Consider the following 26,180-nt stretch of genomic DNA (forward strand, 5'->3'; position numbering starts at 1 on the left):
GGATTTGACCGAGGTCCATACTGTGACGTATTGGGGCGTTGGGGAACGGCCTGCAGTGTGGGCTTTGGGGGCCCGGTAGGCGGTTTCTGGATGCTGGGGCATCTAGGTGGAGGCGTGCCGTCGTGGGTGGAACATGGGACGGTGCCCGGATCGCGGATCCGGACATGGGGGAAGAAGTCGAAGACCGGGCCGGAAGCGGCTTGTCACGCCGCCGGTTCGGCCTGGCCATGGGGGCCGCGATCGCCGCGGGCGCGGGCGGCCTCAGTGCAGCGGTGACGCTGCTTGCGTCGGGCCCGCCGGGAACCGTGGGCGTGCCGACGAGCTTTGGTGCGGCCCGCATCACCTCGGCACAGCGCCAGGCCCGGCTCGCGGAATCGACGTCGACGACGCCCGCCGGGCACGCCGGCGCGCACGCGGCCGCCGGATCCACGTCCCCGCAGCCGGTCAACATGACCTACGGGGACCACTTGCTGTTGCGGCTCGAGATCGCCAATGACACGGACGCGGAGATCGCCTTCTCGCCGGGGCTGTTGCGGGTCCTGCCGAACAGCGAGCCGTGGTGGATCGTCAACCGGCGCTCGGACCTCCACAACGGCGCCATCCCGCCCGGAGGACGCGTCAGCGCGAACATCAGCTTCCTCGTGCCGTCCAACGCCACGCGGTTCAGCGCCGAGTTCACCGACGTCGGGCAGGGCGTCCCCGTCCGGCTGGAGCTTCCCGTGCCCTCGGTGAGCTGGCGCCCGGGATACCTGGAGGCCGGCCATGACGACGCATGAGAATCCGCTGAACACGGCCCTCGACCGGGCCTCGGTGCTGAAGCTCGGAGCCGCCGGAGCCGCGGTCGTCTCGTTCGTGGGCCTGAACAGGCCGCCGGCGCCGGCCGCCCGGCGCGTCTCCAGGACGGTACCGGCCGCGCTCGTTCCGCAGCCCGGCGTCCTGGACCTGTACGTCAACGAGGGCTACCAGAAGATGGTGGACGACTCGCTCGTCTACCAGCGCGGCTTCGGCGACCGTCCCACGATCCCGGTGGACCGCAATGCGGCGCTGCGGATCCAGCCGCGGGTCTTCACGCGCGACGGCCAGGTCCTCACGTCGAGGATCTACCCCGTCAACGCCATCCGGCCGAACGGCGGCACGCCGCTGCCGCTGAGCCCCGACCCCGCCAACCCGGGCCAGCACTTCATCCGCCGCAACTACTGGGCGAGCTTCCTTCCGAACCGGACGATCGTCGCCGAGACCGGGTCGACCGTCCGCCTGAGGGTGGTCAACCGGCTCGCCGACGTGCACGAGCTCCTGGTCGGCGGCGCCGGCCCGGGGGCTTCGGACGTGACGACGGGACCGATCGAGCCGGGCGGCGTCGGCGAGCTCGAGTTCCCCGCCCCGCCGCCCGGAACGTACATCTACCACGACCCGACGAACGCTCCCGTCCAGCGGGCGATCGGCTTGTTCGGCACGCTGCTCGTGATGGACCCCGACGATGCCTGGAAGGTGGCGCCGGATCAGGCCAGCTTCGAACGCCAATGGCTCTGGGTCTGCCACGCGATCGACCCCGGCTGGGCGGAATCCGAGGCCGCGGGCGTCACCGTGGATCCGGTGGCGCGGCCGCCCGTGCCGCGTTACTTCCTGCTCAACGACCGCAGCGGTTTCGAGGCGCTCGCGCACTCGCCGAACCGCTCGATCAACCTCGCCGCGCACGAGGAGTCGCTCGTCTCCGGCTACGCGCGGCAAATCGACGTGCGGCAGTTCGGCGAGGACATCGACGCCGGCACGGTGCGGGCCGGGCAGATGGTGCGGCTCGTGAACCCGGGGCTCGTGTTCCACCAGATCCATTTCCACGGAAACCACTTGTGGACGGTGCGGCGGAACAACGTCGAGTGGCCCCGCGAGTACGGGTGGATCGACGACGACGGCCACGTGGTCCTGCAGCAGTGGGAGGACGTCGTCGAGCTCGAACCGATGGACCGCAAGGACTGCATGATCCCGATGAAGCGCCCACCGGACACCACCGACCAGACCTGGTACGGCCGCACGGAGGATTGGGGGTACCCGATGCACTGCCACGCAGAGCCGTCCCAGACCGCCGCCGGCGGCATGTATCCGGGGGGCCTCGTGGCCCACTGGCAGCTCAAGGCATCGTTGTAAGGAGCCAGTGACATGGGGGCATTGACGGATCTGCTGGCCGCGGTCGCGGCATCGAGGCCCGGCCAGAAGAAGCTGCGGAAGCCAGTGGGCAAGTACACGAAGCGCGCCGCCGCGAAGGCGGCCACGACGTCGGGAGCGTCCGCGCGCCGCCGGGCCATCGAAGCGGCGAAGAAGCGGGCGTTGGAGGCGTCGCGCCGCCGGCGGGCCGCCGCGGCCGCGCGTTCGAAGGCCGCCGCCGCACGGAAGAAGGCCGTGGCAGCGGCGAAGAAGAGGGCGGCGGAGCTTGCCCGCAGCCGCTCGGCCGCGGCCGCCCGGCGGAAGGCCCAGGCCGCGGCGAAGAAGAAGGCCGCCGAAGAGGCCCGCAGGAAGGCGCTCGCGGCGGCCAAGAAGCGCGCCGCCGCGAAGAAGCCCAAGCCGGGCACGCCCAAGTCGGTCAAGCCCGCGCCCAAGCCCAAGCCCAAGCCTGTGCCGAAGCCGACACCGAAGCCGACGCCCAAGCCCACGCCGAAGCCGAGCGCGACGGTGAAGCCCAAGCCGACGCCGACGCCGAGCGTCACGGTCAAGCCAACACCGACGCCAACGCCGAGTGCTTCGGCCACGCCGTCGCATACAGCGAGCTCGAGCGCCGCACCGCCGACGACCTCGGCCCCGCCCACGACGTCGGCACCGCCGTCGTCCAGCGCGCCGCCCGCCTCGAGCGCCCCGCCGTCGTCCTCCGCACCGTCCCCGACCTCGGGTCCGCGGGCCAACCTGCCCACGCAGAGCCCCGCGCCGCCGACCCGTCCGCCGCGGGAGGACGACGACGGCGAACCGCGGGACTACGACTCGCAGGCGGACTTCAGCTCGCACCAGATGCAGCAGCGGACGGCGCCCACGGAGTTCTGGGAGCCACCGGACTACTACGTGCAGCTGGGGGTCTCCCGCAAGGACATCCTCTTCCCCGACGGCAAGACGTTCCCCATGTGGGTCTTCGATCCGGCCGGGGTCGACGACGGCGTGCGCGCCTTCCCGGGCCCCTCGCTGAGGCCCCGCGAGGACGAGGTCTTCCAGGCGCGCGTCGAGTCGAGCATCGGCCCGCACACGATCCACTGGCACGGCATGGAGCCGGATCCGCGCAACGACGGCGTCGGGCACACCTCGTTCGAGATCGACGACTACTACACCTACCAGTGGAAGGCCGAGCCGGGCCGCTACGGCGACCCGAACTACGGTGCGGCCGGGACGTACTTCTACCACTGCCACGTCAACACGCCCCTGCACGCGCAGATGGGGCTGCTGGGCCCGCTCGTGATCGACCCGATCGAGCTGCCCGACTTCCCGGTGCCGCCGGGGATGCGCCGGGCGTTCGCCGACGGCCCGCTCTACGATCCGGCGACCGAGGCGCTGGTCATGCCGTACTCCGTCGACCCGCGCTGGCACACGCTCCCCCACGCCGCGGGGCTCTCGGGCGAGGACGTCGGCCTGAACCGCTTCGAGCCCGAGTACTTCTACCTGATCGGTGGCGTGCTCGACGAACGACGCTCACGCGAGGGCCGCGTCTGGGCGACGGAACGGCTGCGGATCAACGTGGTCCGGGACGGCCTGCCGCCGAGCCTGCTGCGCTTCCTGGACGGCAACTACCTGCCGAACAAGGTCCGCTTCTACGGGCCGGACGGCAACCCGGCGCGGATCGCCGAGCTGATCGCCCATGACGGCCGGCCCTTCCGGCACACTTCCGACCCGCTGGGCCCGGCGATCCCGACGTCGATGGGACACGAGTCGGCCCGGCTCATGACGCACGTGATCGCGATGGGCGCCGCGGAGCGTTACGACGTCCTCATGCGCCCGCCGGCGCCCGGGACCTACCGGATGGTCGTGGACTGGCACCACTGGATCACGGGGGCGACGCTGGGGACCGTGACGATGTACCTGGACGCCGAGTAGCCGGGCTCCGCCCGGAAGGGGGAACGACGCCGGGGCCGCGCCCTCCGTACGGAAGGCGCGGCCCCGGCGTCGTTCCCCGGAGTGCTACTTGGCGAGCTCCGGGTAGTGGATCCGCGCCGTCTCGGGGTGCGCGCGCAGCCAGCCCTTGAGCACGTTGGCTCCGTAGGAGGCGAGCATCGGGTTGGCGGGGTCGTCGGAGACGCCGCGCGCGTCGGCGGCGAGATCGGCCGGCAGGGGCACGGGGTCGATGACCGAGTCCAGGCGCGGCGACCAGAAGAACGGCACGGAATAGCGGTCCACGTTCGCCGGCGGGGCCGTGACGCGGTGGATCGTGGCCATGAGGTAGCCGTTCGTGGCGACCTCCAGCATCTCGCCGAGGTTGACCACGAGCGCGCCCTCGATCGGCTCGACCGTGATCCATTCGTCCTGGCCGTAGGGCTTGACCTCGAGGCCGCCGACGGCGTCCTGCAGGAGCAGGGTCACGAAGCCGTAGTCGGCGTGCGCGCCGACGCCCTGGCTGCCGGCCTCCGGCACGCGGCCGCCACCAACGTAGTGCACGAGCTTGCCCATCCAGGCCGGCGCGTCCTCGAACGGCTCGGCGAAGTAGTCCTCGGGCAGGCCCAGGGCCACGGAGATGCCGGCCAGCAGCTCGGCGCCGATCCGCGACATCAGCGCCGCCCACTCCATGGCGGACTCCTGAAGCTCCGGGAAGGAAGCCGGCCACTGGTTGGGGCCCTGGAGGTTCAGGTAGGGGCGGTCCGCGGGGACGGCGTCCAACGCCGCGCGCTCAGGGCCGAAGTCGATCTGCTCGCGGGAGTCCGCACGGCCCTGCGTGATCTCCTTGCCGAGCCGCGTGTAGCCGCGGAACTGCGCCGAGTTGCGGTTGTCCAGCTTCAACCGTTCCTCGAGGGGCAGGCGGAAGAAGCGGGCGAGCGTGTCCAGGAGGGCCTGGGGCTGCCCGTCGGCGGCACCGTATCCGGTGACCTGGAAGAAGCCGACGTTGTGCGCGGCGTCGCGCAGGGCCTCGATGAAGGCGGGATCGAACGCGCCGTCGGCACCGCGGGCGGTGGAGAGGTCCAGGACGGGGACGGAAGTGCGGACTGTGTTCATGCGTCAACGGTAGGCCCTTTATGACGCGCCCGGATAGTGATTATGACGCGCCGTTCCGCAACATGACGGCGTGTTTCCGGGGGTCTTGACGTGGAGTGTGAATCGGGGGCAGGGGCCGCCGTGACGGGCGCCCGGGGCGCCGTGACCCAACGGAGACGAAAGGTTCGCTTGATGTTGCCGGTTCGTTCCCTACGATGAGTGGGTGATCTTCAAAGCCGTCGGCGAGACCCGCCCCTACCCTGAGCATGGATACGTCACGCCCAAGGACTGGGCCGAGGTGGCCCCGTGCCAGGTCCGGCTCGACGAGCTCGTGACGGTCAAGAGCACGCTCGACCTCGCGGCGCTGCTCGCCGAGGACTCGACCTTCTTCGGGGACCTCTTCCCGCACGTCGTGCAGTGGCGGGGCACCAAGTACCTCGAGGACGGACTCCACCGGGCCGTCCGCACGGCGCTGCACCAGCGCTCCATCCTCCACGCGCGGCTCCTGGTCCTGGACGACTAGCGGTGGGCAGGAAGGCGCGGGACCCCCGCGAGTGGCACGGGCACCGCATCGTCACCGAGGACGACCTCGTCACGACCTTCGACGACCACGACCCGGAGCACGTCAACGACCCCCACTACTACTACGTGCGCCTGCGCCGGGCGATCGTGCTCGTGCTCCTGCTGGGCCTCATCGCGGCCGCGGTCGTCACGGCCTACCTCGTCTCCACGCGCCAGCTCGTCATCCCGTGGCTGGAACCCGAGGCACCGCCGTCGTCCGCCCCCGCCGGCCCGGAACCGGCGTGCCCCGTCGACGTCTACGCGTACCTGGATCCGGCCACCGTCCGGGTCAACGTCTACAACGCGACCAAGATCAGCGGCCTGGCCCGCGCCGCCTCCAACCAACTGCGCCAGCGCGGATTCCACATCGGAGAGGTCGGGAACAAGAGCCTCAGCGACCCCGGCGTCGTCGCGGCCGTCGTCGCCGGCCCGCGCGGGCGCGAGCAGGCGCTGACGCTGCAGCGGCACATCGCCGAGACGGAGTTCGTCAAGGACGGCGAGCGCGGCGGGACGACGATCGACCTGGTCCTCGGGCAGGACTACGACGGGCTCGTGCCCGAGGGCGACGTCGTCGCCGAGCCCGGTGCGCTGCACTGCCCGCGCGCGGCGGAGCAGGAGGCCGAGGAGGCCGGGGAGGGCGCCGGGACGACGGACGCGCCCTAGTCGCAGCCCTCGGGTCCGCAGGCCGGGCCGTCGGCGCCGGGCTCCGTAGCGACGAGCGTCAGCGGCGCCGCCTCGGCGTAGGCCTTGGTCAGCGCCTCGCGGAAGACCTCGACGGGCTGCGCGCCGGAGATCCCGTACTTCATGTCGAGGACGAAGAACGGCACGCCGGAGATGCCCAGGCCGCGGGCCGTCGCGAAGTCGGCCTCGACCGCGTCGCGGTAGTCGTCGCCCTCCAGGACGCGGACGACGTCGGGGCCCGGCAGCCCGGCGTCGGCGCCGAGGGCGCGGAGCACCTCGGGATCGCCGATGTCGAGGCCCTTCTCGAAGTGGGCGGAGAGCAGGAGCTCCTTCAGCCGGCCCGCGCTCCCGTGCTCTGCGGCGAGGTGCAGGAGGCGGTGGGCCGTGAGGCTGTTGGCGACCTTGAGGGCGTCGAAGTCGTAGGCCAGGCCCTCGCCGGCGGCTTGCTCCGTGACGTGGGCGAACATCTGCCGCACCTGCTCCACGGGCAGTCCCTTGCGTTCGGCCAGGTAGTCGGCCTCCGTGCCGTCGTAGCGCTCGGGCAGCGACGGATCCAACTGGTAGCTGTGCCACGTGACGTCGACGTGCTCCTTGAAGGGCAGCGAGGAGAGTGCGGATTCGAAGCGGCGCTTGCCGATGTAGCACCAGGGGCAGGCGATGTCGGACCAGATGTCGACGGCGAGGCGTGGGGAAGTCATGCCACCGTCAACCGGTCCGGGCGCGCGGGTATTCCACGCCGGCCGGCGGGGGGAGCCTTCCCGCGTCCGGGCCCCCGGCGCGCGGCGCCACCCGCCGCGGCGGCCCGGCCCCGTCAGGACGCGAAGGCCCGGGGGAGCGGCTTGTGCCGCCCGTGCAGGGCGAAGTAGACGACGCCGGCCAGCACGGCGATGCCGGCGGAGACGGCGTACATCCCCTGGTAGCCCGTGAGCCCCAGGAGGGCGCCGAGCAGCACCGGCCCGGCCGCGGTGCCGACGTCGAGGGCCAGGTAGAAGGTCGAGACCGAGACGCCGATCCGCGGCTCCGGCGCGACGGCGACCGCGATCGCCTGCCCGCACGGCATGACGATCCCGAACCCGAGGCCGCAGAGGATCCCCGAGGCGGTGAGCACCGCCGTCGTCGGGGGGAGGACCAGCAGGAGCATCGACGCGGTCATGATGACGAGGCCCGGGTACATCACGACGTTGTCGCCGCGCCGGTCCTGCAGGCGCCCCGCGAACAGCCGGCCGATGAGCGTGGAGACGGCGTAGGCGGTGAAGAACACCGCGGCCGTCGCCCCGCCGCCGGACGCCTGGACATGGGCGGCCAGGAAGGACAGCACCACCGAGTAGGAGGCCCCGGCGAGCAGGATCATGGCGGCCATGGGGAAGGCGGCGCGCTCGACCATCGAGGAGGGCCGCAGCCAGGCGACCTCGCGCATCCTCGGCCGCTCGGCGGCCGGGCGGCGGGGGATGCGCAGCAGGAGCGAGAGCAGGCACGCGGCGGCGGCGCTCGCGGTGGAGAACCAGAAGATCGACTCGTAGTCTCCGCTGCCCGCGAGCAGCACCGCGAGGAACGGGCCGCCGGCCGTCGCGAGCGTTCCCGAGAGGCTGAAGTAGCCGGTTCCCTCGCCGCGGCGGGCGGGTGGGATGAGCGCCTGGGCGGTCGCGGAGACGGCCGTGTTGGCGAGGCCGAAGGCCATGCCGTGGAGCAGGCGCACGGCCAGCAGCACGGCGAGCGAACCGCTCGGCAGGTAGAGGAAGCCGAAGACCGCGAACGCCGCGAGGCTGGCCACGAGGACGGCCTTCGCGCCCACGGCGACGATCAGCTGGCCGGCGAACAACCGGGCCACGAGGGCGCCGAGGATGTAGGAGCTCGCCGCGAAGCCGGCCGCGGAGTCGCTCGCGGCGAAGCGGTCGACGGCGTAGAGCGCCATCGAGGTCATGAGCAGGTAGAAGACGATCGAGATGAACAGGTTCACGAACGTGGCCATGACGAAATCGGGCGTCCAGAGCCTGCGCTGGGCGTGTTCGGTCACGGTGCTCCTTGGATCCGGGGCCGGTCCGCGGAGCACGCGGTGCGCTCCCGGCCGGCGGCGAGGCCCACGCGCGGGCGGCCGTCCGGCCCCGATCGCATCCTAGCCCCGGCCCGCCGGACGGTGTGAAAGGTGACGGCGCGGGCCGATCAGCGCTCCCGTGCAGATCGCGGCGTTGCAGAGCACGATCACGGCGATGCCCGCCCACTCGTTGACCGCGAGGGCCTGGTGCAGCACGAGCCAACCCGCGACGGCGGCGAACACGGGGCCAGTGCTGGAGAGCACGCCGAACACCGGGGCCGGGATCCGCCGCAGGGCGAGCAGGTCCGCCACGGCGGGGGTCAGCGAGGACAGGACGCCGCACGCGGCGGCCAGGGCCAGCGCCTCGGGCGTGGGCGGCCTGGCGGCGAACCAGGCCGCGGCGACCGGTACCCAGGCGGCCGCCGTGACGAGGCTCGCCACGGCGGTCCCCTGGAGTCCCGGAAGGCGCTCGCCGAGCGTCCGGTTCAGCAGGATGTAGCAGGCCCAGGCGGCCGCTGCGAGCAGGCCCAGGGCGATGCCGGCGACGTCCGTCGCGGGTCCCGGACTGATCAGGACGACGACGCCGGCGCCCGCGAGGACGGAGAGGGCCTTGTCGAGGACGCGCCGCGAGCCGATGACGGCGATCGCGAGGGGGCCGAGGAACTCGAGGGTCACGGCGAGGCCGAGGCCGATGCGCTCGATCGAGGCGTAGAGGCTCAGGTTCATGACGCTGAAGACGAGGGCCAGCCCCAGGATCGGCAGCCACTGCCCGCGGCCCAGTCCGCGCAGCCGGGGGCGGACGAGGAACAGCAGGACGAGCGCGGCCGTGAACTGGCGAAGGGCGACGACGCCGACCGGGCCCATGACGGGAAAGGCCAGGGCGCCGAGGGAGGAGCCCGTGTGGTTGGCCGCCTGCCCGGCCACGACCAGGGCAATGCCGGTCGCGGTCCGCCGACGTCCGCCGGGCGCCACGGGTGCCGTGGCCACAACGGGCGCCGCGGGCCCCGCGAGAGGCCGGCTGCGGGATTCGAGGTTCGTCATGCCTCCACCGTCGGACGCCGGCATCCATAACACCAGTGCGTTTTTGGTGCGAGGTATACGCTGTGGTTATGGAATGGAGCCTGAGGGAACTGCGGTTCTTCGTGGCCGCGGCCGAGGCCGGATCCTTCACGGAGGCCGCCGATCGGCTCTTCGTCTCGCAAGCGGCGGTCTCGCGGACGATCGCGCAGCTGGAGAAGAGCGTCGGCGACCGGTTGCTGCGGCGCCTTCCCCGCGGATGCGAGCCCACGGCGACGGGACTCCAGGTCCTGCCCGAGGCGCGGCGCATGCTGGCCGAGGCCGCGCGCTTCACCGAGTTCCTGGCCTCCCGCCACGGCGTGCTGAGGCTCGGCTACGCGTGGGCCGCCTTGGGCCGGCACACGACGCGTCTGCAGCGGGACTGGGCCGTGCGGCATCCCGCAATGGAACTGCAGCTCGTGCGGCACAACGTGCCGACGTCGGGGCTCGCGGAGGGATGGTGCGACGTGGCGGTCGTCCGGCGGCCCTTGGAGGACGGGCGCTTCGACTCGGTCGTCGTGGGTCTTGAACGGCGCCTGGCGGCCTTCGCGTCCGACGACGCCCAGTGGGCCCGGCGGCGGCAACTGGGCATGGCCGAGATCGCCGAGCGCACGGTCGTCATCGACCCCCGCGTCGGCACGACTGGCAGCGGCCTCTGGACCGGTGGGAAGCAGCCGCCGCGGTTCATCGAGATCGGCGACGTCGACACCTGGCTCGACGCCATCGCGGCCGGCCGCGGCGTGGGAACGACGTCCGAGGCGACGGCGCACCACCACCCGCGCAGCGGCGTGAGGTACGTGCCCGTCAAGGACGGCCCGCGGATCGCCGTTCGGCTCGCGTGGCGCAAGGGCGAGCCCCCGCCGGGGGCTCGCGGACCTGATCGACGCGGCCACGGGCCTGCTCGCCTCCGGGTAGCAGCGCCGCGGACCGGGAGGGTGCCGGAGTCGAGCAGGCCCCCGTGGCGCCGGGTCCGGGGGTGGTCCTACGTGCGCTGCGGCAACTGCTGCAGCGACCAGGTGTTGCCGTCCGGATCGGAGAAGTAGACGAAGCGCCCCCAGTCCTGCTCGTCGACCGGGCTCACCTCGACCCCGCGCCCGGCGAGCTCCTCGCGGGCGGCGTCCGCGTCGTCGACCACCATGAGCAGGCCCTGCTGCGCCCCGGGCGTCATCTCGATGATGCCCTCCCCGATGACGATCGAACAGGCCGAGCCCTGCGGCGTCAGCTGCACGAAGCGCAGCTCGGGGGACACCCGGTGGTCGTGGTCGGCGACGAAGCCGATCTGGTCCACGTAGAAGGACTTGGCCCGGTCGACGTCGGTCACGGGCACGGGGACGAGCTCCAGCTTCATGTCCATGGGGACCACGGTAGGGCGGTGTTCGTCGTGTGCACAGGGGAGGGGCGCAGCGAAACGGCGGGTTCCCCGCTGGGCAGCTCTGCCGTGGGGAACCCGCCGTTGGCTCGCGGGGCGTGGCCGCCCCCCTCGGGGCGGCCACACGGGCCGGATCAGACCCTCGCCGTCTCCTTCGACTCGCACAGGAAGCGGTTGTAGGCCGGGACCGTCAGGAACGCCGGGTAGTCCTCCCGCAGCGCGCACTCCTCGAAGATCTCGCGGGCGTCCTCGAAGCGGTCGCCCTCGAAGCGCTCCATCCGCGCGTACTCCTCCTCGACGATCTCCCCGCACCACTCGCGGGTGATGAGCTCGCCCTCGTCGGTCACGGCGCGCTGGTGGATCCACTGCCAGATCTGCGAGCGGGAGATCTCCGCGGTCGCGGCGTCCTCCATCAGGTTCTGCAGGGCCACCGCGCCGTTGCCGCGCAGCCAGGACTCGATGTAGCGGATGCCGATCTCGATGTTGGCACGGATGCCGCCCTCGGTGATCAGGCCCTGCGTCCCGGCGATGTCCAGGAGCGAGCGGTCGTCCGGCCGGACGTCCTCGCGGAGGCGCTCGCGCTGGTTCGGACGCTCGCCCAGGACGGAGTCGAAGACCTCGCGGGCCACGGGCACCAGGTCGGGGTGCGCCACCCAGGAGCCGTCGAATCCGTCGTTGGCCTCGCGGGTCTTGTCCGCGGTGACCTTCTCGAACGCGACCGTGTTCACGGCCTCGTCGCGGCGGTTCGGGATGAAGGCGCTCATCCCGCCGATCGCCATGGCCCCGCGCCGGTGGCAGGCCCGGACCAGCTGCTCGGTGTAGGAGCGCATGAACGGGGCCGTCATCGTCACCATCGCCCGGTCCGGCAGCACGTAGCGCGGACCGCGGTTCCGGAAGTTCTTGATGACGGAGAAGATGTAGTCCCAGCGGCCGGCGTTCAGGCCCGCGGCGTGCTCGCGCAGCTCGTAGAGGATCTCCTCCATCTCGAACGCCGCGGTGATCGTCTCGATCAGCACGGTGGCCCGGATGGTGCCCTGCGGGATGCCCAGCTCGTCCTGGGCGAACACGAACACCTCGTTCCACAGCCGCGCCTCGAGGTGGTTCTCGAGCTTCGGCAGGTAGAAGTACGGGCCGCGGCCCAGGGCGATCAGCCGGGCGGCGTTGTGGAAGAAGTAGAGCCCGAAGTCCACGAGCGAGCCGGAGACCGGCCGGCCGTCGATGAGCAGGTGCTTCTCCGGCAGGTGCCAGCCGCGCGGGCGGACGACGATCGTCGGCAGCTCGGTCAGCGTCTGCCCCGTGAGCTTGTACTCCTTGCCCTCGGGGGAGGTGAAGTCGATGTCGCGGTCCAGGACGGAGCGGAGGTTCAGCTGGCCCTTGATGACGTTGCGCCAGTTCGGGGTCGAGGAGTCCTCCAGGTCGGCGAGCCAGACCTTGGCGCCGGAGTTGAGCGCGTTGATCGTCATCTTCCGGTCGGTGGGGCCGGTGATCTCCACACGGCGGTCCTCCAGGCCCGGGGCGACGGGGGCGACGCGCCAGGAGTCGTCCTCCCGGATGTGGCGGGTCTCGGCCAGGAAGCGCGGGTCGGAGCCGTTCTCGATCGCGGTCCGCCGGCTGGTGCGCTCCTCGAGCAGCTCCTGCCGCCGTCCCTCGAACCGCGCGTGCAGCTTGCCGATGAACTCGAGGGCGTCGGGCGTCAGGATCTCCTGCTGGCGGCACACGGGCGAGGCGGTCAGGGTGATTCCGTTGATGGTGATGGGCTGGTTCATGGCTGGGTGCTCCTGTTCAAAAGAAAATGGGGGGACGACGGCGGTGCCGCGCCTGCGGGGGCGGGGCCCCGCCGTCGTCCTGGTTCCGTTAGTGGAACTGGCCTTCCTCGGTGGATCCCACCAGGGCCAGGGTGCTGCCGCTCGGGTTCAGGGCAGTGGCGATCTTGTCGAAGTAGCCGGTGCCGACTTCGCGCTGGTGCTTGGTCGCGGTGTAGCCGCGGGACTCGGAGGCGAACTCGCGCTCCTGGAGCTCGACGTACGCGCTCATACCCGTCTCGGCGTAGCCGTGGGCGAGGTCGAACATCGAGTGGTTCAGGGCGTGGAATCCGGCCAGGGTGATGAACTGGAAGGTGAAGCCCATGGCGCCGAGCTCGCGCTGGAACTTGGCGATCGTGGCGTCGTCGAGGTGCTTCTTCCAGTTGAAGCTCGGCGAGCAGTTGTAGGAGAGCATCTGGTCCGGGAACTCGGACTTGACGGCCTCCGCGAACTTCCGGGCCAGCTCCAGGTCCGGCGTCCCGGTCTCCATCCAGATGAGGTCGGAGTACGGGGCGTAGGCCTTGGCGCGGGCGATGCAGGGCTCGATCCCGTTGCGGACCTTGTAGAAGCCCTCCGCCGTGCGCTCGCCGGTGATGAACTCCTGGTCCCGCTCGTCGACGTCGGAGGTGATGAGCATGGCGGCCTCGGCGTCCGTACGGGCGATGACGACCGACGGGGTGCCGGCGACATCGGCCGCGAGGCGGGCCGCGTTGAGCGTGCGGACGTGCTGCTGCGTGGGGATGAGCACCTTGCCGCCCAGGTGGCCGCACTTCTTCTCGCTGGCCAGCTGGTCCTCCCAGTGCACGCCCGAGGCGCCGGCGGCGATCATGGACTTCATGAGCTCGTAGGCGTTGAGCGGGCCGCCGAAGCCGGCCTCCGCGTCGGCGACGATCGGGACCATCCAGTCCTCGACGGTCTGGATCCCCTCGGAGAACTCGATCTGGTCCGCCCGCAGGAGCGCGTTGTTGATGCGGCGGACGACCTGCGGCACCGAGTTCGCCGGGTAGAGCGACTGGTCAGGGTAGGTGTGGCCGGAGAGGTTGGCGTCGGCCGCGACCTGCCAGCCCGAGAGGTAGATGGCGCGGAGTCCGGCCTTGACCTGCTGGACGGCCTGGTTGCCCGTGAGGGCGCCGAGGGCGTTGGTGTAGCCGCCCGCCGTGGCCTCCTCGGTCAGCTGCTTCCACAGCTTCTCGGCGCCTCGGCGGGCCAGCGTGTGCTCCTCCTGGACGCGTCCCTGGAGCTTGACGACGTCGGCGGCGGAGTAGTCGCGGGTGATGCCCTCCCAGCGCGGGTTGGCCTTCCACTCGAGCTCCAGCGCCTCCATGCGGGACTCGGGGCTCGGGTTCGTGTTCTGCTCGGTCATGGCTCTCTCCTTTGAGTTCTCCGGGCCGGCCGCCTCGCGGGGCCGGGAACCGGAAGTGCTGCGTTCTTCGTCGTGACCACCACTATTCGCGAGTCTTCAACCCCGGACTAGGGGAAGTTGCTGGAAAGATATGCACTTCTTCGCGTATTCTCAAGAAATGCAGACTCCCAGTTGGAACCGCCCCGCGAAGCCCGCGGCCGCCGCTGCCGATCCCGCCGCGGATGCGGAGCTCGACCTGATCGCCCTCGGGCGGCGCGTCCGCCACCTGCGCAAGGCCAAGGGGCTGACCCTCGACGCGCTCGGCGGGCTCGTCGGCACGGCCCCGTCGCAGCTGTCCCTCATCGAGAACGGCAAGCGGGAGCCCAAGCTCGGGATGCTCCGCCAGCTCTCCGCGGCGCTCGGGGCCGGCATGGACGAGCTCCTCGGCGCCGAGCCGCCGAGCCGGAGGGCCGCCCTGGAGATCGAGCTCGAGCGCGCGCAGCGGGGTCCCCTGTACGCCTCGCTCGGCCTGCCGCGCGTCCGGGTCTCCTCACGCCTGCCGATGGACGTGCTCGAGTCCCTCGTGGGACTGCAGCACGAGCTCGAGCGCCGGCTCGAGGAGCAGGCGGCGACGCCCGAGGAGGCGCGGCGGGCCAACACCGAGATCCGCGAGGAGATGCGCGCCTGCAACAACTACTACCCGGACCTGGAGCGGCGGGCCCAGGAGCTCCTCGACGCCGTCGGGCACAAGTCGGGGCCCCTGTCCCACCACGTGGCGGCCGACATCGCCGACCACTTGGGCTTCTCGCTGCGCTTCGTCGGCGACCTGCCGCACTCGACGCGCTCGGTCACGGACCTGAAGAACCGCCGGATCTACCTCACGCAGGCCAAGCGCGAGGAGCACGACGCCCGCTCGGTGCTGCTGCAGGCGATCGGGCACTACGTCCTGGACCACCGCACGCCCGCGGACTATTCGGAGTTCCTGCGCCAGCGCGTCTACACGAACTACTTCGCGGCGGCACTGCTCATCCCGGAGCGCTCCTCGGTGGCGTTCCTCAACGAGGCCAAGAAGGAGAAGGAGCTCGCGATCGAGGACCTGCGGGACGCGTTCGCCGTCTCCTACGAGTCGGCGGCGCACCGCTTCACCAACCTGGCCACCGAGCACCTGGGCATCACGACGCACTTCCAGAAGGTCCACGAATCGGGGATCATCCACAAGGCCTACGAGAACGACGGCGTCAACTTCCCCGCCGACCATACGGGGGCGATCGAGGGCCAGCCCGTGTGCCGGTACTGGACGAGCCGGGAGGTCTTCGACGTCGAGGACAAGTTCCGCGCCTACAACCAGTACACGGACACGGCGGTGGGCACCTATTGGTGCACGGCCCGCACGGAGCGCCACTCCTCGGGGACCTATTCGCTGAGCATCGGCGTCCCGTTCCAGCACGTGAAGTGGTTCCGCGGCCGGGATACCACCGAGCGTTCGAAGTCGCGCTGCCCCGACGAGGCGTGCTGCCGCCGCCCGCCCGCAGACCTGGCCCGCCAATGGGCCGGGCAGGCGTGGCCCGCGGCGCGTGCCAACACGCACCTCCTCGCCGCCCTGCCGCCGGGCGCCTTCCCGGGCGTCGACGAGACGGAGGTCTACCGCTTCCTCAGGGCGCACTCGGGGGACTGACCCCGGCGTGGTCCTCCGGCGGCCGCGCCGTGGCCGGCTTCCCCTCCGCCGCATCGCCGCAGCAGTCGTCGTCGCACGGGTCCGCCGGGCGTTCTCCCGTGAGCACGGAGACGGGCGCCGCGCCGCAGGCCTCGCCCTTCCAGGCCTCGATGCCCTCGCGGACGGCGAAGGCGGCAATGACCAGCGCGGCGATCGAATCGGCCCAGGCCCAGCCGAACAGGCTGTTCAGGAGCAGGCCTGCCAGGAGGGCCGCGCTCAGATAGGTGCAGATCAGGGTCTGCTTCGAGTCGGCGATCGCCGAGGCGGAGCCGAGCTCGCGGCCCGTCCGGGTGCGGGCGCGGAGGCCGTCACGGCTTCACGCCCGCGTCGCAGCACCCGGGGACCGGGCAGCCCGGATCGAGGCACGGTGCGCTCTCGTCGACGGCCAGCGTGACGTCCACGAGCGCGCTCAGCGCCACTGCGAGGTGCGGGTCCGCGATCTCGTAGCGCGTCCGCCGCCCCTCGGGCTCGGCCACCACGATCCCGCAATCGCGCAGGCAGGCCAGGTGGTTCGACACGTTCGTGCGCGTCAGTCCCAGTTCGCGCGCGAGGACCGCCGGATATCCGGGGCCGTCGAGCAGGGACATCAGGATGCGGGAACGCGTCGCGTCGGACATGGCGCGGCCAAGCCTGCGCATGACGTCGAGCCGGGATGCAAGGGTCAGCATTCCATGACTATACAGTCACCACTGACCTATTGCCGTGAGTGCGTTCCCGACCGGCCTTCAGGTCTCGTGCCGGTGCGCCCGCCCGGCGGCGCGTGGCTCCGGTTTCCCGCCGCGGCCCGGTGCTACGGTGATCGCGTGACCGTCCGCCGCGCAACACCTGAAGACCTGCCGGTGATCGAGCGTGTGCTCACCGCCGCGTTCGACGACGACGCCTGGACCCGCTGGACGGTTCCGGAGGCGGGGCGCAGGCAACGCGTCAAGGTGCTCCAGCGCGCCTACGCCGAGCACGTCGCCCTGCCGCGCGGGGCCGTCTGGGTCGACGACGCCGGCTCCGCCGTCGCGGCCTTCATCCCGGAGGAGCTGCCGCTCCTGCCCGGGCACGTCCAGTCCCGCATCGCCGCGGCCCACGGGGAGCTCATCGACCGGCTCGACCCCTCCCCGGAATCGAACGGCCTGCGCAATCCGGCCCTGCTGCGCGTCGCGGCGGCCACGCCGTCGTGGACGCTGGCGAGCGTCGGCGTCCTGCCGGACTCCCGTGGCCGCGGCCTGGGCACCGCCGTCTGCCGGGCCGGCCTGGGCTGGCTCGACGAACGCGGCCTCGGCTGCGTGCTCGAGACCTCGCAGGCCCGCACCGTGGGCCTCTACCGCTCCCTCGGGTTCGAGACGCTCCGCGCGACCGCGACCCCGGGCGGACCCGCGGTCTGGGAGATGTTCCGCGCCCCCGGCGGCCACCCGGCCACCGCAGGGCGTGCCGGGCGCGGAGGGACCGAGGCCGCCTGAACCCCGCGCGGCGGGAGGACCGCTAGCGTGCCGTCGCCGCGATGAACTCCGCGGCCCGGACCGCGGCCAGGGCGCCGTCCTCGGCCGGTGTCCGCCCCGAGCGCGCGACCTTGAACGAGTGGTCCCCGCCCTCGATCCAGTGCAGTCGCGCCGTCGCTCCGATCCGTTCCACGACGGGCTCGAGCTCCCCGGGCAGCGCGAACGGATCCCGGCTGCCCTGGAGGAAGAGCATCGGGGCCGTGATCCCGTACAAGTGCGCGTCGCGCGGCTTCTCCGGCTTGCCCGGGGCGTGCAGCGGATACCCCAGGTAGACCAGCCCCTCCGTCTCCATGCCCTCCGCGACCGCCATCGACGCCATCCGGCCGCCGAACGACTTGCCGGCCGAGAACACGGGCAGGCCCGCGGCGAGCCCACGGGCCGACTCCATGGCGGCGCGCCACGCATCGATCGCCACGGGCGGCCGGTCCGGGAAGCTGCGCCCCGCCGCGCGGTACGGGAAGTCGAAGCGCAAGGTGGCCACCCCGGCGTCGTACATCCCCGCCGCGAAGCCGGCCATGAACGGATGCTCCATCCCCGCCCCGGCCCCGTGCGCGAGCACGAGGAGCGCCGTGGCGCCCTCCGGCCGCAGGAAGAGGGCGGGGACGTCACCGGCGCCGGTGGAGATGCTCAGGCGGTTCTCGGTCTCAGGCATGCCCACCAATCTATCGGGACGACGGCGCCCCCTCGGCACCGCGCCGCCCGCGGCCTACGATGGACGTGCCGGACCGCGCCGGAGCGGTACCGGCGGCCGCGGACCACCGCGGCCTGAATCCACGGGCCGGCGGAAGTCGAGGAGAACCATGGGCAAGAAGAAGTGGTCTGAGATCCCACCGAAGGCGCGTTGGCGGATCGCCGTCGTCGCGACGGCCCAGATCGCGCTCCAGGGCTACGTGCTGCGCGACATCGCCCGCCGCCCCCGCTCGGAGGTCCGCGGACCCAAGCCGGCCTGGGTCGCCGCGAGCTTCCTGAACTTCATCGGCCCCGTCGCGTACCTCTTCTTCGGCCGGCGGAACGCGGCATAGCCGACGCACGGCAGGGCCCTGCCGCCCGGAAGGGGCGGCAGGGCCCTGCGCAGTTCCCGGCGCTCTCGCTGCCGGGACGGCCCGTGGGGGGGGGCTACTTGGTGACCTTGACCGTGATCTTCTTGGATTCGGTCTGGCCGGCGGCGTTGGAGAAGACGGCGACGTAGTCGTAGCTTCCCTTGGCACGGCCGGTGAGGGTCGTGGCGGCCTGCTGGGCGGCCGGGGTGTTGGCGGTCAGTTCGCGGGCGTCGACGAGCTGGCCGTTCTCGTAGAGCCGGTACGCGGTGGCGTTGGTGCCCCACCAGAGGTTGGCGGTGACGGTGTAGGCGCCGTCGTTGTCCCAGTTGTCGGGGGAGAGGACGGGTGCGGCCGGGTTGGCGTCCTTGACGGTGACCTTGACGGTGCCGGTGGGGGTGGTGCCGGCGGCGTTGACGAGTTCTCCGGTGTAGGTGTACGTGCCGTTGGCCTTGCCCTGGATGCGGGTGGTGACGGCCTGGGCGTTGGGGGTGTCGGCGCCGAGGCGTTCGACGGCGATGAGCTCGCCGTCCTCGTAGAGGCGGAAGAGGGATCCGTTGGAGCCCCACCGGAGCTTCATCGTGATGGTGTAGTCGCCGTCGAGCAGGCCGGTGCCCCAGCCGTTGTCGTGGGAGAGCACGGCCTTGCCCGGGACGCTCGCCTCCGAATCGTCCGGCGTCCCCGGGTCCAGGGCCCCGCCGTCGTCCGGTTCCACCTCGAGGGCGAGGGCCGGCACCGAAGCCGACGCCGTGGCCTCGAGGGAGCCGTTGGCGGCGGCGACCGCGAGCTCGGCGGCCGGTGCCTCACCCGACTCGAGGTCCCCGGCGGTCAGCGCGCGCGTGAAAGTGTACTCGGCCGTGGCACCCGGGGCGAGCTCGTCGGCGACCTCCGTGCCGTCGACGCCCACGCCCGTCAGGCGCACATTGCCCGTGTTCTCCACCGTGACGGTCGAACGGACCGCGTCTCCAGCGGACGCGTAGCCGTCGCCATCGGCGTCGACGAGCTCGGCGGCCGAGGCCGTCGCGGAGAGCTCCGGCGCGCGGACCAGCAGGTCCACCTCGTCGCCCGTGACCTCATACGTCTCGAGGATGGTGTTGGGGGCGCCGGTCTTGCCGATGGTCCAGGTGGTCTGCGGGACGAAGAAGCCGTCCGCGAGCTCCGCCGCCGTGACCGTGTGGCGCGGCGTCGAGCAGTTGTAGAACGCGCCCACGTTGAAGACGCCGAAGCGGCAGTTGCCCGCCGGCGCCGGCTGGCCCACGGGGGTCGCGACGAACGGTGCGAAGTTGCCCTCGGTCGGGACCACCCACTGCTGCACGTTCCCCGTGTGCGTCACGAGGAAGTTGTACGGCACCTGCTGGCCCGCCTGGTAGGGGTTCGCGGCGAGGTCGCGGGCGGTGTCCGTCCGGCTCCCGGCGATCGTGATGGCGACGACCTCCTGTCCGGCGATGTTCGCGCGCAGCAGCGACTGGGCCTCGCGGCCGTCGGCGGCCGTGAAGACCGTCTGCAGCTGCGTGGTGCCGTTCGCCGTGTTCGGAACGGAGACGGGGACGTCGACGACGGCGGACGCGCCCGGGGCGATCGGGGCGACGTCGACGGTGGCGGCGGTCCACCCGGACGGGGCGTTGATCGTCAGCGTGCCGCCGACGGGCTGCTCCTCCTGGTTGGTGATGGTGACCGGGACGGTCTTCTGGGAGCCGGCGTCGGCGCTGAAGTCCGCGGCCTGCTGCGGTGCGCAGACGACGTTGAGCCAGGCCTCGTCGTAGCGGGCGAACTGCATGTTGTCCGTGTAGTTCGCCTCGTAGAACGTGCCGAACTCGCCGTTGCCGAGGGCCGTCGTGCTCGAATAGGCCGAGAAGCCGTGGCGGATGGTGCGCAGGCCCGGCCAGGTCGCGCCGTCGTCGCACGAGACGCGGGCCGAGACGTTCTCGCGGGCCGACGGCGCGCGGTTCGCCCCCGTGTAGAGCAGCATCGCGGCCTCGCGGGTGCCGGCTTCGGCCTCGGGGTAGAGGTGCGTGATGTGCGCGTTGTTCGTCGGATCCGGTAGCTGGAAGTCCTGCGTCACGGGCCCGTAGCTGTGCCCGCCGTCCGTGGAGATGGCGACCTTGCGGTAGCCGCCGTTGGACGAGTCGCGGGAGTTGAGCATCACGCGGCCGTCGGAGAGCTCCACGACCTTGTTCTCGTCCATGGCCGTGCCGACGAACTCGCCGCGGTGCCACGTGGCCCCGTGGTCGTCGGAGTAGACGGAGTAGGCCTGGTAGGTGCGGGTGCCGTTCGCCAGCTGGACGTCGCCGGCGTACTGCTGGATGAGCCGGCCGGCGTACTGGCCGTGCTTGAGCTGGATGCCCTCGCCCGACGTCGCGAACATGCTGCGCACGTCGCCCGGGCTCGGGGTCTTGGAGGAGCCGGGCTTCGCGACGTCCGTGATGAGCCGGGGCTCGCTCCACGTGAGGCCCCCGTCCGTGGATTCGACGACCGCCGCGCTGATGATCTGGCGGTCGGCGTCGTCGTTGCCGAACTGGCTGTTGTGGAAGCCCTGGTCCTTGGAGTAGACGAAGAAGTTGAAGATGATTCCGGTCTCGCGGTCCACGACGTAGCTCGGATCCGAGTAGCCGTACTTCGCAGTGCCGTCGGTGCCCAGGTTGCCCGCCGCGATGATCGTGAGTGGTCCCCACGTCTTGCCGTAGTCGGTGCTGCGGCGCTGCACGATGCTGTTGGGGTTGGGGGAATCGGCCGCGCTGCCCGGCCGCCCGTCCCATGAGGCCAGGACGACGCCGTCGCCCAGGCTCGTCAGGGCGGGGATCCGGTAGAAGAAGTTGGCCGAGGTGCGGTCGGCCGCCAGGTTCTGCTCGGAGAAGGTTCCCGGCCCCGCGTAGGGGTCGTGGCCGGGGGTCGTCGTCGCGGCGACGGCGGGGGCCGCGGCCAGCGTCGGGACGATGAGTCCGGCGATGGCGGCGGTGCTGAGCGTCGCGACGGCGCGGCGGCGCCAGGGGGAGCGCCGTGCCGCGGGTGCGGCGGATCGGGGGATGAAGGTGTCGGTCATGAAGGGTGAGCGTCCTTTCAGGGGAGTGAACCTTAGGGGGAGGTTCACGACATCCGAGGTGGGATGTCCTATATAGAACTATGTGGCGGCGCTCACAATGTCAAGGGCGGGGTTCCCTCGGCCCACCCTCGGACACACCCCGTCCGGGACGCCCTCCCGCCCCGGACAGGGTGCCTGTCCGCCCGGCGCGGAGGCCACGGAGGATGCACAGTGTGACCACTCAGAGCGCCATCTTCGTCGACGCCGGGTTCCTGCTGGCCATCGGCGGCCAACAGATCGCGGGGACGTCGCTGCGTGCCGCGACGCGCGTCAACTACGAGCGGCTCATCGCGGGCATCGCCGCCTGCGCGCAGGAGCACTCGGGGCTCGACAACCTGCGCATCTACTGGTACGACGCCTCGCGGGACGGGCTCTTCACCGACCACCACAAGCGCATCGGCATGATCGACGGCGTCAAGGTCCGCCTGGGGCGGATCTCCTACAGCGGCGAGCAGAAGGGCGTCGACCTCCGCCTCGCGCTCGACCTCGTCGGGCTCGCGCGCAATGGTTCCGTCTCCGTCGTCTACCTCGTCTCGGGCGACGACGACCTCGCGGAGGCCGTCGAGGAGGCGCAGAACCACGGCGTGAAGGTGGTCCTGATCGGGCTGCGGAAGAAGGAATCGACGATCGGGCTGGCCTCCGTGGCCGAGCACCTGGCCCTCTGCGTCGACGGCGTCACACGCGGCCGGAGGCCCGGGTCCAGCGCGCCCGCTAGCGGTCATCCGGCCGCCGCCCGCTCCGGCGGCCCACAGATCGTCTACAGCTCGGGTCAGCAGCCGCCCACGCACCATCCCGGCCAGCCCGATCCCGTCGACCATTCCCTGCTCGAGGCCGCGGGGGAGGTCGGGGCGGCGGTGGCGCGCAGCTGGTACGCCAATGCCGTCCAGAGCGAGCTCGTGGAGCTCAAGGCCGACCGGCCGCTGCTGCCGCCGGAGATCGACCGCGTGCTGCTCAAGGACTGCGCCCAGCGCCTCGGCGAGTGGAAGACGGACATCCAGGTGGTCCGTCGGACCGTCCGCGAGGCCTTCTGGGAGCAGCTCGACGAACTCGGCTGACCCCACCCCACAACACCGGCCCCGCCACCCCACAGCCCCGCCCCTTCCCGCAACACCCTCCGGGGAATTGTCGTGACGACGCACGCGTCACGATGCGGGAGTGGATCGTGTTGCGGGGGATGGGGTGCGCGGGGTTGGGGTCAGCTGTGCGAGACGCCCCGCCAGAGGTCGATTCCGGCCTCGCCGCGGCAGATCCGGTCGATGTGCCCCAGCTCCTCGGCCGTGAACTCCCGGTTCTCGAGGGCGCCGAGGTTCTCGTCGAGCTGCCGCGTCGACGAGGCTCCCAGGAGCACCGAGGTCACGCCGCCCTCGCGCAGCAGCCACGCGATGGCCAGCTGGGCCAGCGACTGTCCGCGCGACGCGGCGACCTGGGCCAGCGCCCGGGCCTTGCCGAGGTTCTCCTCGGTGAGGTGCCCCTCGAGCGAGGTGCGCCCGCCGGACGGGGTGGCCGAATCGTCGCCCAGGTACTTGTCCGTCAGCAGGCCCTGTGCGAGCGGGGTGAAGGCGATCGATCCGAGGCCGTGCGTCCGCAGCGTTTCCAGGAGTCCGTCCTCGACCCAGCGGTTCAGGAGCGAGTAGGACGGCTGGTGGATCACGAGCGGCGTCCCGAGGGCGCGTGCCGCCTCCACGGCCTGCACGGTGCGCTCCGGCGAGTAGGAGGAGATGCCGACGTAGAGGGCCTTGCCCTGCCGGACCAGGGTGTCCAGGGCGCCGACGGTCTCCTCGATCGGGGTGTCGGGATCCGGGCGGTGCGAGTAGAAGATGTCCACGTAGTCCAGGCTCATGCGCCGCAGCGACTCCTCGGCCGAGGCCAGAATGTACTTCCGCGATCCCAGGGTGCCGTACGGTCCCGGCCACATGTCCCATCCGGCCTTGGAGGAGACGACGAGCTCGTGGCGGTAGGGCTTGAAGTCGGTGCGCATCATGCGCCCGAAGTTCTCCTCGGCCGAGCCGTAGGGCGGGCCGTAGTTGTTGGCCAGGTCGAAGTGGGTGATGCCGCGGTCGAAGGCGTGCCGGAGGATCTCGCGCTGGGTGTCGAAGGGGCGGTTGTCGCCGAAGTTCCACCACAGGCCGAGGCTGATCGGCGGCAGCAGCAGGCCGGAGTCCCCGACCCGGCGGTAGCCGAAATGCGTGTAGCGGTCCTCCGCGGCGACGTAGGGGCGGTGCGTCTCGGGGACGGGGGAGATGCGGACGTCGTTCTCGGACATGGAGTCCCTTCCGGCTCGGGGGGCGGTCCGTCCCAGCCTAGTCCCGGAGCGAAACCCGCAGGGAGCCGTCCGAGTCCACGGCCACCGCGAGATCGGCGAGCGAGGCGACGACGGCGTCCGCCGAGAGGTCCGCCGAAGCGGTGGTGCCGGTGATCGCGAGGGTCGGGGCCCCGGCGCCGTTCCCGGCCTGCAGGCCCGCCGGTGCGTCCTCGAAGACCAGGCACCTGCCGATCGCCCGGCCGAGCCGTTCCGCTCCGAGCAGATAGCCCTCCGGGTGCGGCTTTCCGTGGGCGAGCTGGTCCACCGTCACGAGGTGGTCCGGGGCCGCGAGCCCGACGGCTCCCATCCGCGCCGCGGCGAGCCCGGCCGTGCACGAGGTGACGATGGTCCAGCGGTCCGCGGGGAGCCCGGCCAGGAGCTCCTCGGCCCCCTCCTTGAAGACGATTCCGTCCGTCTCCTGGGACTCGAGCCGCTCGATGAGGGCCAGTGCCTCGCTCCGGCGTTCCGGTTCGACGTGCTCGTCGACGATCCGGTAGGCCGGCACCCCGTGGTATTCGTACACGAAGCCGTCCAGCCCCAGTTCCTCGCCCCAGCGGGACCACGCCGCCTCCGTGGCGGCCGTCGAGTCGATCAGCGTCCCGTCGAGGTCGAAGAGGAACGCGTCGACGTGGAATCCGGTGGAGGGGAAGTGCAGGGCCATGGCGCCATTGTGCCTGCCGCGGCCCCGCACCTCCGATTCCGTGACGCGGCGCCCGTCGCAGCTCCCCCGCGCCCGGGACGCGGCTACGGGCGCTGCCCGCCGCGCATCCCGCCGCCCATGCCGGAGGAGTACTCGCCCGCCACGACGCTGACGGCCTCCTCGGCCCCGTCCAGGCTCGCCGCGGACCCCGCGGGCTCGAGCCCCGCGTCCTGGGTGGCGGTCCCGCCCACGTACACGCTGTACGTCTCGCCGTCCACGAAGTCCGCGGAGGAGAAGACGAGGGAACCGGTCGCCTTGGCGACGGTGAACGTCGCGATCAGCTCGCCGTTGGAGTCCGTGATCTGCAGGACCGTCCCCGCCGGAACCGTCTCGGGGAGCGTCGCCTGGATGCCGGACTGGCTCGACGACGCCGACGGCCCGATCGCCATCCCGGCGCTGCCCGCCGCCACGAGGGTTCCGCCCTCGACGAGGAACTCGCCGTCGACGTCGAGCGCGCCGTTGCCGCTGCCCTCGGGGCCGTTGACCACGACCGTCCCTCCCGTGATGGTCGCCGATCCGTTGGAGTCCAGCCCGTCGCCGTCGGCGTCGATCACCACCGAGCCGCCGCTGATCAGGATCGAGTAGTCGCCCGCCGCGGCGCCCTGCGGGCCGCCGGCCGCGGGTGCCTCCGCGGCGCCCGGCGCGCCCTCGGGCGCGGTCCCGGAACCCGGCCCGCCCCGCTGCGTTCCGGCCGCCCCGCCCGGCTCCGTCTCCGAGGAGGTGCCGCCCGCGGCGTTGAGCCCGTCGTCGTTCGCCGTCACGTCCACCGTGCCGCCCGAGATCTCCAGGTGCGCGGCCTCCAGGCCCTCCTCCGACTCCGTGACCGTCACCGTTCCGCCAGAGACCGTGAGCTTGTTGTAGGCCTTGACGCCGTCGTCGCCGGCCGCGACCGTGAGCGTTCCACCCTGGACTAGGAGCCAGCCGCGGCCCTCGTCCTCCTCGTTGTCCGCCTTGAGGCCGTCGTCGGCCGCGTCGACCGTGTAGTCGCCGGCGAGCAGCACGACGTAGTCCTTGCCGCGGATCCCGTCGTCGACGGCCGTCACGTTCACCGTCCCGCCGGCCAGGACCAGGCCGTCCTTGGTGTTGACGGCGTCGTTGAAGTTGCCCGCGACGTCGAGCGATCCGCCGCCGGCGATCGTCAGATCGGAGGCCGAGTAGACGGCCGCGTCCGGGGCGTCGTCGGAGGTGTCGGCGTAGTCCGCTGCGTCGGAGACGCTGTTGCTGCTGCCGTCCTCGAGGAACAGCACCACCTCGTCCGCCGACTCGACCACGAGCGGCGAGCCGGTGGACGAGGCGAGGGAGACGCCGTCGAACACGACGCGGACCAGGGCGTCGTCCGGCGCGGCGACGCGCAGCTGGCCGTCGGCGAGCGAGCCCGAGACGCGGTAGGTGCCGGCCGCCGTGATCGTGACGGTGTCGCCGTCGACCTCCACCCCCGTCCCGCCCGTGCTCGCGCCGTCCGCGAGCGCGACCTCGACCTCCTCGGCGGTGTCCCAGGACAAGTCGTTCTCGTCGAAGTGGGTCTGGTCGATGGACGTGGCGGTATCGGCGCTCGTCGCGGCGAGCGTGGTCTCCGTGCCCGTGGTGCCCGAGGCCGCGTCGGCGTCCGTGCCGGTGGTGGTGGCGGCCGTGGCCGCGCATCCGGTGAGGGCCAGGCCCGCGGCGAGCGTGGCGGCGGTGGCGGCGAGGGTTGTGCGCTGGATCGTGCGTTTCATGGGTCTCTCCTGGGGGATTTCGGGTGGCCGGAATCGGCCGGACGTGGGGTGGCAGGGGGTGTCCCGCGCCGGAGGGCGGGGCAGGGCAGGTGGTGCGGGTCGGGGGCGCGACGCAGCTCGGCGGCGGTACGCGGGCCCCGGCAGGCGGC

The 26,180-nt window shown here is 71.9% G+C and carries 23 protein-coding genes and 1 pseudogene; 10 read left to right on the forward strand and 14 right to left on the reverse strand.

The features are described from left to right. The first annotated feature begins 122 nt into the window (after positions 1-122). From AC0QR5_RS14455 to AC0QR5_RS14465, 3 genes are read left to right on the forward strand one after another with little or no spacing between them, the layout of a single operon-like run. The gene (locus AC0QR5_RS14455; RefSeq protein ID WP_329862218.1) at positions 123-776 is read left to right on the forward strand and encodes a hypothetical protein; all 654 of its coding nucleotides are present in this window, start codon (positions 123-125) and stop codon (positions 774-776) included. Beyond that, the gene (locus AC0QR5_RS14460) at positions 763-2,142 is read left to right on the forward strand and encodes a multicopper oxidase domain-containing protein (protein WP_329862217.1); all 1,380 of its coding nucleotides are present in this window, start codon (positions 763-765) and stop codon (positions 2,140-2,142) included. The genes AC0QR5_RS14455 and AC0QR5_RS14460 overlap by 14 nt, the downstream gene beginning before the upstream one ends. Positions 2,143-2,154: 12 nt before the next feature. Beyond that, the gene (locus AC0QR5_RS14465) at positions 2,155-4,065 is read left to right on the forward strand and encodes a multicopper oxidase domain-containing protein (RefSeq protein ID WP_329862216.1); all 1,911 of its coding nucleotides are present in this window, start codon (positions 2,155-2,157) and stop codon (positions 4,063-4,065) included. Between the two features lie 84 nt (positions 4,066-4,149). Here AC0QR5_RS14465 and AC0QR5_RS14470 read toward each other — a convergent pair whose 3' ends face one another. Next, complete coding sequence (locus AC0QR5_RS14470; RefSeq protein ID WP_329862214.1) at positions 4,150-5,175, reverse strand: isopenicillin N synthase family dioxygenase; 1,026 nt, start codon at positions 5,173-5,175, stop codon at positions 4,150-4,152. Between the two features lie 202 nt (positions 5,176-5,377). On the opposite strand from AC0QR5_RS14470, the gene AC0QR5_RS14475 reads away from it, so the two are divergent. Both AC0QR5_RS14475 and AC0QR5_RS14480 read left to right on the forward strand, forming a co-directional pair. After that, a complete protein-coding gene (locus AC0QR5_RS14475) occupies positions 5,378-5,677 on the forward strand; it encodes a type II toxin-antitoxin system VapB family antitoxin (protein ID WP_329862213.1) in 300 nt (99 codons plus the stop codon). A gap of 2 nt (positions 5,678-5,679) precedes the next feature. Continuing rightward, positions 5,680-6,378 (forward strand): LytR C-terminal domain-containing protein, encoded by a 699-nt coding sequence (locus AC0QR5_RS14480; protein WP_329862212.1) that lies wholly within the window; start codon positions 5,680-5,682, stop codon positions 6,376-6,378. Here AC0QR5_RS14480 and AC0QR5_RS14485 read toward each other — a convergent pair. The 3 genes from AC0QR5_RS14485 to AC0QR5_RS14495 all read right to left on the reverse strand — a co-directional run bounded on the left by AC0QR5_RS14485 (position 6,375) and on the right by AC0QR5_RS14495 (position 9,469). Next, positions 6,375-7,094 (reverse strand): DsbA family oxidoreductase, encoded by a 720-nt coding sequence (locus AC0QR5_RS14485; protein ID WP_329862211.1) that lies wholly within the window; start codon positions 7,092-7,094, stop codon positions 6,375-6,377. The genes AC0QR5_RS14480 and AC0QR5_RS14485 overlap by 4 nt on opposite strands. A gap of 113 nt (positions 7,095-7,207) precedes the next feature. Beyond that, on the reverse strand, positions 7,208-8,410 hold the full coding sequence (locus AC0QR5_RS14490; protein ID WP_329862210.1) for an MFS transporter: 1,203 nt from the start codon (positions 8,408-8,410) through the stop codon (positions 7,208-7,210). Positions 8,411-8,509: 99 nt separating this feature from the next. Beyond that, positions 8,510-9,469 (reverse strand): EamA family transporter, encoded by a 960-nt coding sequence (locus tag AC0QR5_RS14495; RefSeq protein ID WP_329862209.1) that lies wholly within the window; start codon positions 9,467-9,469, stop codon positions 8,510-8,512. 68 nt (positions 9,470-9,537) lie between these two features. Here AC0QR5_RS14495 and AC0QR5_RS14500 point away from each other — a divergent pair, with 68 nt between their 5' ends. After that, positions 9,538-10,527 carry a LysR family transcriptional regulator gene (locus AC0QR5_RS14500; protein ID WP_329862208.1) on the forward strand — a complete coding sequence of 330 codons (990 nt, stop codon included), beginning with the start codon at positions 9,538-9,540 and terminating at the stop codon, positions 10,525-10,527. Here AC0QR5_RS14500 and AC0QR5_RS14505 read toward each other — a convergent pair. The 3 genes from AC0QR5_RS14505 to aceA form a co-directional block, all read right to left on the reverse strand. Further along, on the reverse strand, positions 10,467-10,838 hold the full coding sequence (locus AC0QR5_RS14505; RefSeq protein ID WP_329862207.1) for a glyoxalase superfamily protein: 372 nt from the start codon (positions 10,836-10,838) through the stop codon (positions 10,467-10,469). The genes AC0QR5_RS14500 and AC0QR5_RS14505 overlap by 61 nt on opposite strands. Before the next feature lie 149 nt (positions 10,839-10,987). Next, positions 10,988-12,619 carry a malate synthase A gene (gene aceB, locus AC0QR5_RS14510; protein ID WP_329862206.1) on the reverse strand — a complete coding sequence of 544 codons (1,632 nt, stop codon included), beginning with the start codon at positions 12,617-12,619 and terminating at the stop codon, positions 10,988-10,990. Positions 12,620-12,707: 88 nt separating this feature from the next. Beyond that, positions 12,708-14,018: an isocitrate lyase gene (gene aceA, locus AC0QR5_RS14515; RefSeq protein ID WP_329862205.1), complete on the reverse strand. Its 1,311-nt coding sequence runs from the start codon at positions 14,016-14,018 to the stop codon at positions 12,708-12,710. A 130-nt stretch (positions 14,019-14,148) separates the two neighbouring features. Between aceA and AC0QR5_RS14520 the strand changes: the two genes are divergently transcribed. Beyond that, the gene (locus AC0QR5_RS14520) at positions 14,149-15,672 is read left to right on the forward strand and encodes a helix-turn-helix domain-containing protein (RefSeq protein WP_329862204.1); all 1,524 of its coding nucleotides are present in this window, start codon (positions 14,149-14,151) and stop codon (positions 15,670-15,672) included. Here the strand turns inward: AC0QR5_RS14520 and AC0QR5_RS14525 are convergent. Together AC0QR5_RS14525 and cmtR are read right to left on the reverse strand one after the other, a co-directional pair. After that, positions 15,650-16,000: pseudogene (locus AC0QR5_RS14525) on the reverse strand (hypothetical protein); the annotation flags it as partial. The gene AC0QR5_RS14520 and the pseudogene AC0QR5_RS14525 sit on opposite strands and share 23 nt — an antisense overlap. A 19-nt stretch (positions 16,001-16,019) precedes the next feature. Continuing rightward, positions 16,020-16,379: a Cd(II)/Pb(II)-sensing metalloregulatory transcriptional regulator CmtR gene (gene cmtR, locus AC0QR5_RS14530; protein ID WP_329862203.1), complete on the reverse strand. Its 360-nt coding sequence runs from the start codon at positions 16,377-16,379 to the stop codon at positions 16,020-16,022. Positions 16,380-16,514: 135 nt separating this feature from the next. Here cmtR and AC0QR5_RS14535 point away from each other — a divergent pair, with 135 nt between their 5' ends. Further along, positions 16,515-17,159 (forward strand): GNAT family N-acetyltransferase, encoded by a 645-nt coding sequence (locus AC0QR5_RS14535; protein ID WP_329862202.1) that lies wholly within the window; start codon positions 16,515-16,517, stop codon positions 17,157-17,159. Positions 17,160-17,181: 22 nt separating this feature from the next. Here the strand turns inward: AC0QR5_RS14535 and AC0QR5_RS14540 are convergent, their stop codons facing one another. Further along, positions 17,182-17,850, reverse strand: a complete 669-nt coding sequence (locus tag AC0QR5_RS14540; RefSeq protein WP_329862201.1) for an alpha/beta hydrolase family protein — start codon at positions 17,848-17,850, stop codon at positions 17,182-17,184. Positions 17,851-17,998: 148 nt separating this feature from the next. Between AC0QR5_RS14540 and AC0QR5_RS14545 the strand changes: the two genes are divergently transcribed. Continuing rightward, the gene (locus tag AC0QR5_RS14545) at positions 17,999-18,220 is read left to right on the forward strand and encodes a PLD nuclease N-terminal domain-containing protein (RefSeq protein WP_329862200.1); all 222 of its coding nucleotides are present in this window, start codon (positions 17,999-18,001) and stop codon (positions 18,218-18,220) included. A 94-nt stretch (positions 18,221-18,314) separates the two neighbouring features. Here the strand turns inward: AC0QR5_RS14545 and AC0QR5_RS14550 are convergent, their stop codons facing one another. Continuing rightward, positions 18,315-21,275: an exo-alpha-sialidase gene (locus AC0QR5_RS14550; protein WP_329862199.1), complete on the reverse strand. Its 2,961-nt coding sequence runs from the start codon at positions 21,273-21,275 to the stop codon at positions 18,315-18,317. Between the two features lie 203 nt (positions 21,276-21,478). Between AC0QR5_RS14550 and AC0QR5_RS14555 the strand changes: the two genes are divergently transcribed. Continuing rightward, on the forward strand, positions 21,479-22,369 hold the full coding sequence (locus tag AC0QR5_RS14555; RefSeq protein ID WP_430633369.1) for an NYN domain-containing protein: 891 nt from the start codon (positions 21,479-21,481) through the stop codon (positions 22,367-22,369). Between the two features lie 140 nt (positions 22,370-22,509). Here the strand turns inward: AC0QR5_RS14555 and AC0QR5_RS14560 are convergent, their stop codons facing one another. The 3 genes from AC0QR5_RS14560 to AC0QR5_RS14570 form a co-directional block, all read right to left on the reverse strand. Next, positions 22,510-23,577 (reverse strand): aldo/keto reductase, encoded by a 1,068-nt coding sequence (locus tag AC0QR5_RS14560; RefSeq protein WP_329862197.1) that lies wholly within the window; start codon positions 23,575-23,577, stop codon positions 22,510-22,512. 37 nt (positions 23,578-23,614) lie between these two features. Next, a complete protein-coding gene (locus tag AC0QR5_RS14565; RefSeq protein ID WP_329862196.1) occupies positions 23,615-24,277 on the reverse strand; it encodes an HAD-IA family hydrolase in 663 nt (220 codons plus the stop codon). Between the two features lie 83 nt (positions 24,278-24,360). Next, positions 24,361-26,031 carry a carbohydrate-binding domain-containing protein gene (locus tag AC0QR5_RS14570; RefSeq protein ID WP_329862195.1) on the reverse strand — a complete coding sequence of 557 codons (1,671 nt, stop codon included), beginning with the start codon at positions 26,029-26,031 and terminating at the stop codon, positions 24,361-24,363. Positions 26,032-26,180: the final 149 nt, after the last annotated feature.

The sequence above is a fragment of the Arthrobacter sp. J156 genome (genome assembly GCF_056172865.1).